General features: G+C 59.9%; 11 protein-coding genes. 5 read left to right on the forward strand and 6 right to left on the reverse strand.

The annotated features are described in order from the left end of the window. From uvrA to BUE38_RS16740, 4 genes are all read right to left on the reverse strand, one after another. Positions 1-2901 carry an excinuclease ABC subunit UvrA gene (gene uvrA, locus BUE38_RS16725; protein WP_073436381.1) on the reverse strand — a complete coding sequence of 967 codons (2901 nt, stop codon included), beginning with the start codon at positions 2899-2901 and terminating at the stop codon, positions 1-3. A 107-nt stretch (positions 2902-3008) separates the two neighbouring features. Beyond that, positions 3009-4268, reverse strand: a complete 1260-nt coding sequence (locus BUE38_RS16730) for a beta propeller repeat protein (protein ID WP_073436382.1) — start codon at positions 4266-4268, stop codon at positions 3009-3011. A 2-nt stretch (positions 4269-4270) separates the two neighbouring features. Then, entirely contained in the window at positions 4271-5488 is a 1218-nt protein-coding gene (locus tag BUE38_RS16735) for a hypothetical protein (protein WP_073436383.1), read from the reverse strand. 66 nt (positions 5489-5554) lie between these two features. Continuing rightward, positions 5555-7024, reverse strand: coding sequence for a hypothetical protein (locus BUE38_RS16740; RefSeq protein ID WP_073436384.1), 1470 nt, complete (start codon positions 7022-7024; stop codon positions 5555-5557). Between the two features lie 325 nt (positions 7025-7349). Between BUE38_RS16740 and BUE38_RS16750 the strand changes: the two genes are divergently transcribed. Continuing rightward, positions 7350-8723, forward strand: a complete 1374-nt coding sequence (locus BUE38_RS16750) for an MFS transporter (protein WP_073436386.1) — start codon at positions 7350-7352, stop codon at positions 8721-8723. Between the two features lie 300 nt (positions 8724-9023). Then, positions 9024-9602: a single-stranded DNA-binding protein gene (ssb, locus tag BUE38_RS16755; protein WP_073436387.1), complete on the forward strand. Its 579-nt coding sequence runs from the start codon at positions 9024-9026 to the stop codon at positions 9600-9602. A 216-nt stretch (positions 9603-9818) separates the two neighbouring features. Here ssb and BUE38_RS16760 read toward each other — a convergent pair whose 3' ends face one another. Then, entirely contained in the window at positions 9819-10727 is a 909-nt protein-coding gene (locus tag BUE38_RS16760; protein ID WP_073436388.1) for an alpha/beta fold hydrolase, read from the reverse strand. A 119-nt stretch (positions 10728-10846) separates the two neighbouring features. On the opposite strand from BUE38_RS16760, the gene BUE38_RS16765 reads away from it, so the two are divergent. Then, positions 10847-11206, forward strand: a complete 360-nt coding sequence (locus BUE38_RS16765; RefSeq protein ID WP_234987073.1) for a MerR family transcriptional regulator — start codon at positions 10847-10849, stop codon at positions 11204-11206. A gap of 168 nt (positions 11207-11374) precedes the next feature. On the opposite strand, the gene BUE38_RS16770 is transcribed toward BUE38_RS16765, so the two are convergent. Next, on the reverse strand, positions 11375-12322 hold the full coding sequence (locus BUE38_RS16770; protein WP_073436553.1) for an AraC family transcriptional regulator: 948 nt from the start codon (positions 12320-12322) through the stop codon (positions 11375-11377). Between the two features lie 200 nt (positions 12323-12522). Here BUE38_RS16770 and BUE38_RS16775 point away from each other — a divergent pair, with 200 nt between their 5' ends. Together BUE38_RS16775 and BUE38_RS16780 are read left to right on the forward strand one after the other, a co-directional pair. Continuing rightward, the gene (locus BUE38_RS16775; RefSeq protein WP_073436554.1) at positions 12523-13320 is read left to right on the forward strand and encodes an SDR family oxidoreductase; all 798 of its coding nucleotides are present in this window, start codon (positions 12523-12525) and stop codon (positions 13318-13320) included. Continuing rightward, complete coding sequence (locus BUE38_RS16780) at positions 13317-13766, forward strand: (2Fe-2S)-binding protein (RefSeq protein WP_073436390.1); 450 nt, start codon at positions 13317-13319, stop codon at positions 13764-13766. The genes BUE38_RS16775 and BUE38_RS16780 overlap by 4 nt, the downstream gene beginning before the upstream one ends. Positions 13767-13916 lie beyond the last annotated feature (150 nt).

Consider the following 13916-nt stretch of genomic DNA (forward strand, 5'->3'; position numbering starts at 1 on the left):
TCAGGCGGTGGCCTTTTCCTTGCCGCCTTTCCCTTTCTTTCGATCACCTCTGGCTTCGGTATCGGCACGGTCGGCCTGGCGCTCGAGCAAGGGTTTGAGGAAGCGCCCGGTATGCGAGACTTCCATTCTTGCCACCTGCTCTGGCGTACCCTCCGCAATGATCTGGCCGCCACCGGAGCCGCCTTCGGGGCCCAGGTCGATGATCCAGTCGGCGGTCTTGATCACGTCCAGATTGTGCTCGATGACCACAATGGTGTTGCCATGGTCGCGCAGACGGTGGAGTACGGTCAGTAACTGACGAATGTCCTCGAAGTGCAGGCCGGTGGTCGGCTCGTCGAGAATATACAGCGTCTGACCGGTATCACGCTTGGCCAGCTCGCGGGCCAGTTTGACACGCTGCGCCTCACCGCCGGACAGGGTAGTAGCGCTCTGGCCGAGGCGAATGTAGGTCAGACCGACGTCGACCAGCGTTTGCAGACGACGGGCAATGGCCGGTACCGGACTGAAGAATTCCAGCGCTTCCTCGACCGTCATCGCGAGAACCTCGTCGATGGTCTTGCCCTTGTATTGGATGTCCAGGGTTTCGCGATTGTAGCGTTTGCCCTTGCACACATCGCAGGGCACGTAGATGTCGGGCAGGAAGTGCATCTCGACCTTGATCATGCCTTCGCCCTGGCAGGCCTCGCAGCGACCTCCCTTGACGTTGAACGAGAAGCGGCCCGGCTTGTATCCCCTTGAACGCGCCTCTTGAGTACCGGCAAACAGCTCACGAATCGGCGTGAAGATACCGGTGTAGGTGGCCGGGTTCGAACGGGGAGTCCGACCGATCGGGCTCTGGTCGATATCGATGACCTTGTCGAGCTGATCCAGGCCCTCGATGCTGGTGTAGGGGGAGGGGGTCAGAGTCGTGGCCCGGTTCAATTCCCGGGCGGCAATCGGCATCAGAGTGGTGTTGATCAGAGTCGACTTGCCTGAGCCCGAGACTCCGGTCACGCATACCAGCAGTCCCAGAGGAAGCTCCAGGGTGACGTTCTGCAGGTTGTTGCCGGTGGCGCCGACCAGTCGCAGCACCTTCTCGGGGTTGCCCGGAATCCGCCAGGGCGGCACGGCGATTTCCCGTGTGCCGGACAGGTATTGTCCGGTGAGGGAATTCTTGTTGGCCATGATCTGCTCGGGCGTGCCCTGGGCGACGATCTGACCGCCATGGACACCGGCACCGGGGCCGATATCCAGTACATGGTCAGCAGCTCTGATCGCATCCTCATCGTGCTCGACCACGATCACGGTGTTGCCGAGATCGCGCAGACGAACCAGGGTCTGCAGCAGGCGGTCGTTGTCGCGCTGATGCAGGCCGATGGAGGGTTCGTCGAGGATATACATGACTCCGACCAGGCCCGCACCGACCTGGCTGGCGAGGCGGATGCGCTGGGCCTCGCCGCCGGACAGGGTCTCGGCGCTGCGTTCCAGATTGAGGTAGTCGAGGCCGACATTGACCAGAAACTCGAGGCGCGCCGAGATCTCGTTGATGATCTTCAGGGCAATCTCGCCCTTGCGCCCCGGTAGCTGGAGTGCGGCGAAGTAACTCTGTGCCTCGCCGATCGGCAGGCGGACGACATCGGGCAGGGTGGTGCCATCGACGAATACGTGACGGGCTTCCTTGCGTAGACGCGAGCCCTCGCAGGTCTTGCAGGGCTGTACCGCGATGTAGCGTGACAGCTCCTCGCGCACCGTGCTCGACTCCGTCTCGCGGTAGCGGCGGCGCATATTGGGCAGCACTCCCTCGAAGGGGTGTTCCCGGGTCACCTTCTTGCCGCGGTCATTGACGTAGGTGAAGGCGATGTCGTCCCCGCCGCTGCCCTGGAGCACGATGTCACGCTCGTGTCGGGCCAGGTCCTGCCACGGGGTTTCCAGGGTAAAGCGGTAATGCTCGGCCACCGCCTTGAGCTGGTTGAAGTAGTAGACGCTACGGCGGTCCCAGCCCTTGATCACGCCCTCGGCCAGCGACAGCTCCGGGTGGCTGATCAGCTTGTCGGGATCAAAGAACTGCTCCACGCCCAGACCATCGCAGGTCGGGCAAGCCCCCGCCGGGTTGTTGAACGAGAACATGCGCGGCTCGAGTTCGGGAATCGAGTAGCCGCAGACCGGGCAGGCGAAGCGTGCCGAGAAGGCGATGTCATCCCGGTCGCCATCCATGAAGTGGACCATTGCCACCCCATCGGCCAGACCCAGCGCGGTTTCGAAGGATTCCGCCAGGCGCTGCTCCAGCCCGTCGCGCACCTTGATGCGATCGACCACCACACTGATGTCGTGCTTGCGGTTCTTGTCCAGCGGACGGACGTCGTCCAACTCGATGACCTGGCCGTCGATCATGGCGCGGACAAAACCCTGAGCGCGCAGTTCGGCCAGCAACTGAAGATGCTCGCCCTTGCGGCCGCTGACCACTGGCGCCAACAGCATCAGCTTGCTGCCTTCCGGTAGGGCCATGACCTGATCCACCATCTGCGAGATGGTCTGCGCCTCGAGATCCTCGCCGTGCTCTGGACAGCGTGGCGTCCCGGCGCGAGCAAACAGCAGGCGCAGGTAGTCGTAGATCTCGGTGATGGTGCCGACGGTGGAACGTGGGTTGTGGGAAGTGGACTTCTGTTCGATGGAGATCGCCGGAGACAGCCCCTCGATGTGATCCACATCGGGCTTTTCCATCATCGACAGGAACTGACGGGCATAAGTCGACAGCGACTCGACGTAACGGCGCTGACCCTCGGCATACAGCGTATCGAACGCCAGCGAGGATTTGCCGGAGCCGGATAGACCCGTTACCACGATCAGCTTGTCACGGGGCAACTCGACATCGATCTGCTTGAGGTTGTGGGTGCGCGCACCCCTGACCAGTATCTTGTCCATTCCCACCTCGCGGACCGGGCAAAAGGACAATTATACGGGCCGCCAGGCGGTGGCGGCAAAGTGAAGCAGGGATTGGCGTTTGATAAAGGAGCGGCCCATGGGCATTCTCATGGTCGAATCCAGCGATAACGATAGTATCCAGCATCATTCAGGTAGCGAAACTCCAGGATCCCTGCTCCCGTCGGGTCGAACACCCGGCGTTCACCATAGGGGATGGTTTCCATTGCCACCCAGCTCTTGCCACCATCTCGACTGAGTTCCATATGTCTGCCGTCCCCTCTGCCAGCGTTTATCAGCAGCAGATTGTCGTTACCGCGCAGACTGCTCTGAGGCGAGCGCCCGCTGGCCTTCAACGGCAGCCACTCGCCGGCGGACAGGCGATACAGTGTATAGCGCTCGAGTTCGGCTGCCCGGTGAATCGCGTACAGCTGGTCTCCGGCACCGTTGACCAGTTCCTGCAATTGGCCGGGGCGCTGTTCGATGTCGATTAGTTCGCCGGTTTGGGCATTCAGTTGCAGTAGTAGCACGGAGTCGGTGTCGCTGCCTCGGTTCTCCACCATGGCATAGACCCGGCCAGTTTCATCCATGCCCCAGCGGAACCGTGCCAGAGAGTCGTCTCGCAGGGTTGCACTGCCCAGCTGCGATGAACCGGTCAACAGTTGGTGGGCATCGGCCAGTTCCCGCCAGTCCTGTCCGCCATTTTCGGAGAGATAGAGTGAACCGGAATCGGCGAGCCAGATGCGCTGCTTGTCGACATGCAGTAGCTGGATCATGCCGATGCCATCGAGGACACTCTGCGCCGCCAGTCTCCAATGCACGCCGTTGTCGTCGGAGGCGAATACTGTCTGGTCGGGAACTCCTGTCAGCTCGGCGAACAGATAGCAGTGCCCTCTGGTATCGCAGTGCATGCCGGAAACTTCGCCCCCCAGGCGACCGACAACATCGACTCGTTTGCCATCGGCGCGCATCAGGTAGGTCAGGTTCAGGGGTTCGAAATCAAACCCAAGGCTTGTGCGATACACTTCCTCCGCCTGTGATGCCACCAGGCAATTGAGGGTCGGCAGATCTTCACCGGTTGCCACTTCGCCCTGAGTGAGGCAGGTCGCACGACATTCACCGGCTTCGGAACAGGCTTCTACCTCGCCGTCACGGCCACGTGACGCCACACTCCATAGGCTGTCGCCATTGGCGGCCGTAGTCTGGAGAGTATCCCACTCGACAGGGGCCTGTAGTGCCACCGTCAGTGCCTGTTCGGGTTCCTCATGCCATGGTCTGGCATAACCAACCATCAGATACCAGGCAAACACAAACACGCCATAACACAGCAGAGCGGCATACAGGCAGGGGCGAATCCAACGAGGCAACATTGTCAGGAAATCTCGATGAGTACAGGAGAACGGCCGTGGTGCAGGCGCCACTGGTACGCCAGGGCGACCACCTTTTCCACCTCCGAACCGTTCGGCAGGAGCCTGGTCGGGAAACGCCATCCCACAAATGTGAGGACCAAACCGCCAATACCAAACAGCATCAGGGACACTAGCCCCATGAAGCTGCCAAATTCCATCAGCTGTAACCAGTCCCAGTAATCCGGCCCAATGCCTCGTGAGATCCAGTCGTGCAGAGTGATGCCCAACAGGCATAACGTCATGAACAGTCCCATAAATGCCAGAATGCTCAGCAGCACGCGGCGTGACTGTGGCGAATGAGAGCAACCACTGTAGCTGATGTAGGCGAGGCCATCGGTGAGGTTGAGCAGGCCATGTACCTCGCCATCGCTGATCAGGGTAAGTAGAGCGATAGGGTCCTTTTCCCCAATGAATAATGGTGCTCGCCGCCGAAAGACAAAACCACCCTGTATGAGCATGCTGGATGGCGTCGTCAGCGTGAACTGCACACTGCCACAGCGCAGCTGATAGCGCCTGACAACCTGCTGGGATCGTCCCGATCCTGTTGACCACTGAGTAATCTCGACCTCACTGGCGGTTCCCTGGACGATACCGACATCGCCATGGATACCGTCAGCGAGTGGCAAGGCAGCAGCCGATGGCAGCGGCGTTGTATCGCTCAAGGTAGGCAGGCCGCTGGTCTGTAGAGTATTCAGCTCACTCCGTAGGCGCCTCCCTGCGGGGTGCAACCTGACGACTAGCTTCGCCAATGTCCAGCAAGTGACGAACACGCAGCCGAGACCTGTCACGATTTTCGCCAGGATCAGCGCCGTTGCGCTGCCGGGTATCCAGAAGACGGCAACGGTCAGAGCGAACACCAGGGCTAGGGTCAGAAGAAGGCCGCGTAGAGGACGGTATTGTGGTGCCCAGATTTCACCATCGGCACGTTGGAACCAGTGCAGCCAGGCGCTACCATCGGCCAAGCGATGGGCACCGATGATCAGCGGCTCTCCGTTGCCTGGTGCCGGATCCGGTAGGGCGCGCTCGAACTGTTCGCGATAGAAGAAGAATACGCCTTTGTCGGTGCGCAGCCGACACAGAGTAGTGGACTCATCAGTGGTCTGCTGCGTCATTTCACGACATCGGGCGCTGACACAGAAAGTCGCACCAGCACGGGGGGACTGGGGAGTGGACACATTCATTGACGGGCCTCCCTGTCGCTGAAGTCTGGCGTATTGACCATCAGGGGAGGAGCCAGCTCGCGCAGATCATTCATCGGCGGCTCCATCCTCGAACTGTCGTGTTGAGAAGCGAGAAACGGTTACGCCCTGTTGGCGATAGTAAGTTTCCAACGCCTGGACGACACGGTTGAACTCATCGCTGCTCACGCCGTGATATTCCGATGTCGCCACCACCAGGCGGGGCGGCGGGGTCATCTGCAGCGAACGGTCGATGATGGCCATCGGCAGCTTGCCGTTCCCCTGGGCGATACGGTCGGGAAGTTCGGTGCTGTCGTGATAGCTGATATGCCATGCCAGAACCTGCCGTGGCACATTGCTGACGCCTCCGGGAGAGAGAGCCTCGGGCGAAAGCAGAAAGAAGAACAACACCTTCTCACCAGGTATCGGTTGCATCGAGACACGGGTTGGCTTGACCACATCCAACTGATCGTTATGCAGCAGTCCGATGCGATACCCCTCGGCTTCACCATTGCGCAGAAACCTGGAAATGGCGCCTGATGCGTTCATGGTGTCGATGGCTGCGACGCCGATGCTGGTATTGAAGGTGATATTCGGCATCAATAACGGTTTGATGTTGCCATCGATACCGGCTCCCCATAGGTAGAGAGGTCCCCTCTGCGCAACTGTTCGCTGGAGGCTGTTGGCGCTGCGCTCGAACGCCTGTGGCGCTTGTTGCTGGATGCTGGCAAATGGGCCGGGGTCGATCACTGCCTTGATTTCCGGGCCACAGGCTCGGATCAGATAGGAAAGCGACAGCAGTGCAATTCCCCAAGATGCGAATTTGCTGTTGCGGATCAGTTGTTGGTGCCGACGACCTTCTGCCTGACGATTGGCCTCTCCCAGGCGCCTGGCAACGGAAGCACCCAACTGCGGCCTTGGGTCTGTTGTCTGTTCGGGCGACTGCGACCTGGCGGGTGATCGTGTTCTCGATGGGGGCTGATGGAGTTTGCCTGCGACTTCATCGAAAACTGGACGTTGTGCAATGGAGAGGGATGAGGATGTGACTTTTGAGCCTGCACTGAACAGAGCCTGCCGACTGGGCAGACCATCGCTGAAGAAGCTCTGGATCTGTCCGCGTACGCCGGCGAGTACGGCGGCGTTGAAGGCGAGATAGTCCAGTAGATCTTCGGCATAGTGTCGGGAGTCGAGATGAAAGGACAGCTGCCGACCGCCTGTCAGGCGCAGGCGTAACGAGGGCGCAGTGATCTCCCCGCGCCGCAGTGACCTGTCTCGCCCCTCTGTGTGGCTGACAATGTCGCTGAACTCCACCCGACCGAACAAGCGCGAGTTGAAGCCGGACTGATCGAGTTCGACTACCTCGTTGGCGCCCCTCGATCTTCGCTCACGCCACCAATAGGTGAACAGCGCTGTAAGCCAGAGACTAATTGCAGCCAGCTTGAGTGGCCAGTGCCATGAGGCGGGCAGCGACGAACCGTTGATCACCGGAATGGCTATGGATAGCACGACGAGGCCTACACCGGCGATCGCCACAATCATGCCTCTCAGATCATTTCGAGCATGGTGGTATTGCAGGGTTATCGACTGTTCCATCGTCTTGAGTTCGATCCATCGAATACATGGCAGGAAGCGTTATCTGCAGTGAGAAAAAATATCAATCACTATAATCCCAGTCTTATCGACTGTCACTGGCCGACTCTTGAGGAATGCCTCGTTCGTGTCTTGCAGAATAACAGATAGGCAATTGAAGGTTTCCACCGAAGATATGCAGGAACGGTCGATGCTCGCCGACGCTTCGTACATGGCATAGAATATGCGGTTCATCTCAGGGCGCCACGCCCACATCCAGGTTGTCGGAAGTTCTATGTCCAAGGGCTCAATGTTGTTGGTCTCCGAGCGGCGAGCCATCGTCGGTCTGGCGGGGCTCTATGCCACGCGTATGCTCGGGTTGTTCATGGTGTTGCCCGTGCTGGCGCTCAATGCCGATCATCTGGCAGGTGCGACGCCGCTGCTGGTTGGCCTTGCCCTGGGGGTCTATGGCCTGACTCAGGCGGTACTGCAGATTCCCTTTGGCATGCTGTCGGATCGCCTCGGACGTAAGCCGGTGATTGCCGCCGGCCTGTGTCTCTTCTTGATCGGAAGCATCGTTGCCGCGGAGTCGGACTCCATCGCCATGCTGATCCTTGGCCGCTGTCTCCAGGGCAGTGGCGCAGTGGCGGCAGCGATCATGGCCCTGCTGGCCGATCAGACCCGTGAGCAGGTCCGCACGGCAGCGATGGCGACCATTGGTCTGTCGATCGGTGTGGCGTTCGGTGTCGCCATGGTGATTGGCCCGTTGGTCACCACTCACTTCGGGTTATCCGGAGTGTTCTGGCTGACAGCGTTGCTGGCGGTACTGGGGTTGCTGGTGCTGTGGAAACTGGTGCCTCCCGCTCCCCAACTGCGTGGGCACCATGATGTCGGTATGGATCGCGGGCAGCTGGCCAGCATCATCGGGCGGATCGACCTGTGGCGCATGGATACCTCAATCTTCAGCCTCCATCTGATCCTGATGGCGATCTTCACCGCCGTGCCGTTCAAGCTGGTCGACGCCGGTATCATCGAGGCTCGCCATGGACTGGTGTATCTCGGTGTCATGGGGCTGTCGTTTGTGGCCATGGTGCCGTTGGTGATCATTGCCGAAAAGCGCCGCAAGATGAAGCTGATGTGCCTGGGTGCGATCGGCACCATCGTTCTCAGTCTGCTGGGGCTGGGCCTGAGCGGTGCCCATCTGGTATTGCTGCTGGCCTGGTTGTTCGCCTTCTTTACGGCCTTCAATCTGCTCGAGGCGACGCTACCATCAATGATCAGCAAGCTGGCGCCGGCCGGCGCCAAGGGCACGGCGATGGGCATCTATTCGACCAGCCAGTTTCTGGGTGCCTTCACGGGCGGGGTGATGGGGGGCTTCCTGGCCGACCGCTTCGGTCTGTCTGCGGTGTTCCTCGGTGCGGCAATCGTCGCCGGGGCATGGTGGCTGTTGATGCTGGGAATGCGCGCCCCTCGTCACCTTTCCAGCGAGATTGTGGTGCTTTCCGACGAGCAGCAGGACACTCCGCTGGAGACATTGATGGAACGCTTCGCGGCGGTAACCGGTGTCGAGGATGTGATGGTGGTGCCGGAGGAGCGGTTGGCCTATCTCAAGGTCGACCGTGCCCAGCTCGATAATGAGGCGTTGGCACGCCTGACCGCGTCGGGGTGAAATTCTGCCTTGAGGGCTTATTGCTGCCGGATTCGTGCTCAGACGCGTGCAGATTGATCCCGAGGCGAGGGCTTCTCGCGTAGACGAGGGCTTCTCGCGTATAGTAGCGGTAATGGTTTTTCTTACGGGAACGGTCTTCGCCAGGAGTGGTTGCGTACCATCTCCTGGCCTCATTGGCGGCTGTTATGGACAGTCGTGAAGGACAGTTCTGAGATACATTGAGTGCTTGCAGCGGTACCCATGAGTAAGTGATTGCTTATCGGCTGTTGCAGGCTCGTTGCCAAGTTCAAGGAGTCAAATATGGCCCGTGGTATCAACAAGGTCATCCTGATCGGTAACCTGGGGCAGGACCCTGAAGTTCGCTTCACCCCTTCCGGCACTGCGGTGGCCAACCTCAACCTGGCGACCACCGATACCTGGATGGACCGCCAGAGTGGCCAGCGCCAGGAGCGTACAGAATGGCACCGCATCGTGCTGTTCAACAAGCTGGCCGAGATCGCCCAGCAGTACGTCAAGAAGGGCTCCAAGCTGTACATCGAAGGTCGCCTGCAGACGCGCAAGTGGCAGGATCAGAACGGCCAGGACCGTTACTCCACCGAGATCGTTGCCAACGACATGCAGATGCTTGATGGCCGTGGCGATGGTGGCCAGGGCGGAGGCTTCGGAGGCCAGCAGGGTGGTAACTTCGGTGGCGCCCAGGGCGGCGCTCAGCAGAACTATGGCACTCCCCAGCAGGGCGGTAACTATGGTGGCGCACCGCAGCCCCCACAGAATGCTCCGGCCCCCAATCAGGGCGGTGGCCAGGGTGGCCAGAAAGGCAACTTTGGTGCGCCGGACCCGGGCAGCTTCGACGATTTCGACGACGAGATCCCGTTCTAGCGAGATCCGGTTCTAGAAAGTACCTCTGAACAATGTAGATAACATGAAAGGCAAGCCACTGATTTTCAGTAGGCTTGCTTTTTTGTGTTGACTGCCGTGGTCAATGATCCCCGACTACTCTTGCTGACGGCTATATGCAGAGCCGAGGCTTCAGTTGGCAGAACAGCTTGCACTGATCCCTCATGGCGAACCGGCAGTGAGGTAACCTTATATGGCTCAGGGCTGTGTCACTTCGTCAACGAAGACGGATAGGTCGCGGTTGAATCGGTCAACTTCCTCAAGGAATGGAGCATGACCGGATTCAGAGTACATCCTGCTGCGAATGTGAGAGTTCAAGACTTCCGCTCGTGCAACGGACGGCTCGGGCTGCACGAGTGCATCCTGTGCACCGTAAAGGAGCAGCATCGGTTTGCGTGCCGCGCCCAGGCCCTCTGCGATGGAGATGGTCATTGAAGGCACGGCGTCCTGCATTGTCGGCGAAGCCAGGGCCGCGTTGGCAAGCAGGCGCTGGAAGGTGGCGGCGTCGGGCTGAGTCTGAAAGCACAGTGCAAGAAAGGCTCGCTCAGCGTCCAGGTGTGTTCGCAGGTCTGGTGAACCAAGGCCTTGATACACTTCCGGATGTGCCACAATCTGATCCGGTTGCAGCTCGATCACACCGCCAACGTATAGTGCACCAGCGATGCGGTCGTCGCCGTATGCGGCCAGGTAGTTCGTGATGACGGCGGCACCCAGAGACCATCCGACCAGTACTGGGTTGTGGGCATTCGAGGCCGAGATCACCGCTGCCAGCTCATCTGCCCACCGGCGCCCGTCGGTGTATGCTTCAGCTTCCCCGGGTTTGCCAGACAGTCCATGACCGCGGAGGTCGTAGGTGATCAAACGGTAGCCCTGGAGCTCCGGGCTTCTCACCTGCGCTTCCCAACTCAGGTGGCTGCCAAGGAGGCCATGAATGAGGATGACTGGCTGACCATCCGGATCGCCTGATTCTTGAACGGCGATGGTGACTCCATCCGGCGCGGTGATGGTGTAGTCTTTCGTTTCAGCCAATGAGGCCGTTGATACCACAAGCAGAAGGCTGAGCAGAGCCAGCCTGTGAAGTGCGATCAGTACTATGGAGTGACGCATGACAGAAGCTCCTGAAGAGGGGATGCGGACAGTGTGAACCCTCACGCTGGTGTCAGGGTCAAGGGCCCGTGCTATGCTTCTGAGCCATGAGCCAGACTACCTCACTGTCAGGAGACTCCTTGTCGATTGGCGCTCTCGCCCGGGAGACGGGGGCGAGCGTACGGTCGATTCGCCATTATGACGAGCATGGCTTGCTCACATCGGCTCGTGCCAGCAATGGTTACCGGATCTTCCCTCCCACGGCGATACAACAGGTCAAACAGATCCAGCGCCTGATTGCGACGGGCTTTAGCATGACTGAAATCCGACGCTTTCCTGATTGCATGCGTTTGATCGAAGGGGCAGTGTCATGTCCGGAAACATCCGAGATCCAGCGAAAGCGGCTTGCATCCATAGAACGCCAGATAGCCGACCTCGAGCGCCGTCGTGCGCGTCTGTGCCAGATGCTGGCTGAAGGAACTGCCCCTCCATTGGACTGAAGGGTGTTGTGTCATTCTCGATCAGTTGACGGTAGGTCCGGTGGGCCAACGCCTCGATCAACCCCTACCAGGATTCCAGAGCCACGCCGGGTAAAGAGTCGCATGCTCATCGCCCTGACTCGATGATGGCAGGATAGCCCGCTGCCAGGCAGCTACGGTGGGGGGGGGCTATGCAGTGTGTCCCTGGGCCAGTGCGCTTGTCCTGGCCTTCGCATCCTCTTTGGTGAAGGTCGATTTTCCCCGTAGGCGCAGGGCATCGCGTTTCGGCGGTGCCTGGAACAGTCGTCCGTACTCGCGCGTAAATTGCGAGACACTCTCGTAACCCACCTCGAAGGCAGCATTGCTCGCTGAGAAACCTTCGTCGAGCATCAGGCGGCGCGCCTCGATCAGGCGAAGCCGCTTCTGGTATTGCCCCGGCGCCAGCGAGGTCATGTGCTTGAAGTGTTTGTGAAACGAGGTGAGGCTCATTCCAGCTTCTGCCGCCAGTCGTTCCACGGGCACGCGCGACCGGTACTCGGCTCTGAGGATGGCAATGGCGGCAGCGAGGCGACTTGCGTAACTGTCTGGATCTGCCAGTACCCGCAAGGCGGTACCGTGAGGCCCCGACAGCAGCCAGTAATGCAACTCCCGCATGATTCCCGGGTGCAGTAGCGGTATCGCCTCGGAGTGATCCAGCAGGTGCATCAGCCGTGATGCGCAATTGATCACAGCGGCTTCGGTGTCTTCGGCGAATAGCGTCGTCATCTCGGATGGGCGCCCAGCAGGGAGGCTCCCCATGTGAGCGGCGAGTTCGCGCAAGACCGCCATATCCAGTTCGACGGCTATCGCCAGATAAGGCTCGTTCTGGCTCGCTTGCACAATCCGCCCAACCACTGGCATGTCTGCGCCCACGATGACCGACTGACCGGCAGAGAAGATCTGTATCTCCTTCCCGACGGTCAAGCGCTTCGCACCCTGCAGAACCAGGCAAATCAGCGGCCTGTAAACCGAATGCAGGTCGCCGGCCGGCGCTTCGAGGCACATCATCCGTAGACCCGACACTGGTGTTAGCGCCAGGCCATCACCATTGGCGTGGCGGCTGGCATAAGCTCGGACAGCCTGCTTGAGCGAGTTCATATACATCCCTCCCACATGTTGTCTCGAACTTAGCATGGTGGTGAGAGCCGTTCACCACCACTGCAGGATAAGGCAAGTCTTGCGCAAGTATAGGCAAGCCCTGTTGCTCGCCGAATCGTGACAATGGCAATGCCAGCGCAGGCGACTGCGCGGTGGCCGAATTGATTACGTTGGGCCATGAGCCGATAGAGGACGAAACAGTGAAGACATCGGAAAACACTATTCTCATCACCGGGGGCGGTTCCGGGATTGGTCGAGAACTCGCTCGGCGCTTCAATGAGCTTGGCAACACCGTGATTGTTGCGGGGCGTCACCAGGAGACGCTGGAGGAAACCATCGCCGACCGACAGGACATGCATGCGATGGTCGTTGATATCGAGGATCCGGAGGCCATCATGGCCTTTGTCGACCGTGTCGTCGTCGAGCATCCCAGCCTCAACGTCCTGATCAACAATGCTGGCATCATGCGGCGCGAGGACTTGTCCAGGCCCCGTGACCTGAGTGACTCAGAGCAGACGGTCATTACCAATCTGCTCGGGCCGATCCGGCTGACGAACGCATTGACCGACCATCTGGTGAACCAGCCCGATGCGGCGATCGTGAATGTAACGTCCGGCCTGGCCTTCGTGCCGATGAGCGGCACACCAACCTACAACGCGACCAAGGCAGCGCTTCATTCCTACACGGTGTCCCTGCGCGAACAACTCAAGGGCAAGGTCGAGCTCATCGAACTTGCCCCTCCCGCGGTACAGACTGAACTCACTCCTGGCCAGTCGACCCGAGAGGGCTATATGCCGCTTGCTGACTTCATCGACGAGGTCATGATGCTGTTCCGCGAACAGCCAACACCCAGGGAAATCCTGGTGGAACGAGTGAACTTCCTGCGCTGGGCGGAGCGTGACGGACACTTCGATCACGCGGTCGAGATGCTGAGTGCTTTGAGTGCAGGCACATCCCGGCATGAGACCACAGGTCAGGTCGAGGAGTCGCATTCATGACAGCATTCACGATCAACGGGCGTGCGGTGGAAGTTACCGCTGAAACGGATACACCGCTGCTCTGGGTGATCCGGGAGCAACTGAAGCTCACCGGCACCAGGTTCGGCTGTGGCGTCGCGCAGTGTGGGGCGTGCACGGTACACCTGGATGGTGAGCCGGTGCGTTCCTGTTCCTTCCCGTTATCCGGGGTTGAGGGAAGATCCGTCACTACCATCGAAGGGTTGTCCGAGGATGGTTCGCACCCTGTCCAGTGCGCCTGGGCCGAGCTTGACGTGCCTCAGTGTGGCTACTGCCAGTCGGGGCAGATCATGAGCGCGGCGGCACTTCTGGCACGAAACCCGAATCCCTCTGATGAGGACATCAATGCAGCGATGCACGGCAATCTGTGCCGCTGCGGCACCTATGTGCGTATCCGGGCGGCCATTCACCGAGCCTCCGAAAACTGATCCTTGCAAGCTGAGCGCCGAAAGCAACGCGCTCCGCTCTACATCAACGCTTACTCAAAGGGCAGGCAGAACGATGAAACCGCATCATTTCTCCCTCAGCCGTAGATCCTTTCTGGGCAGCACTCTAGCCGTGGCTGGAGCCGCCCTCGT

Source organism: Halomonas cupida (assembly GCF_900142755.1).
Taxonomy (GTDB): domain Bacteria; phylum Pseudomonadota; class Gammaproteobacteria; order Pseudomonadales; family Halomonadaceae; genus Halomonas; species Halomonas cupida.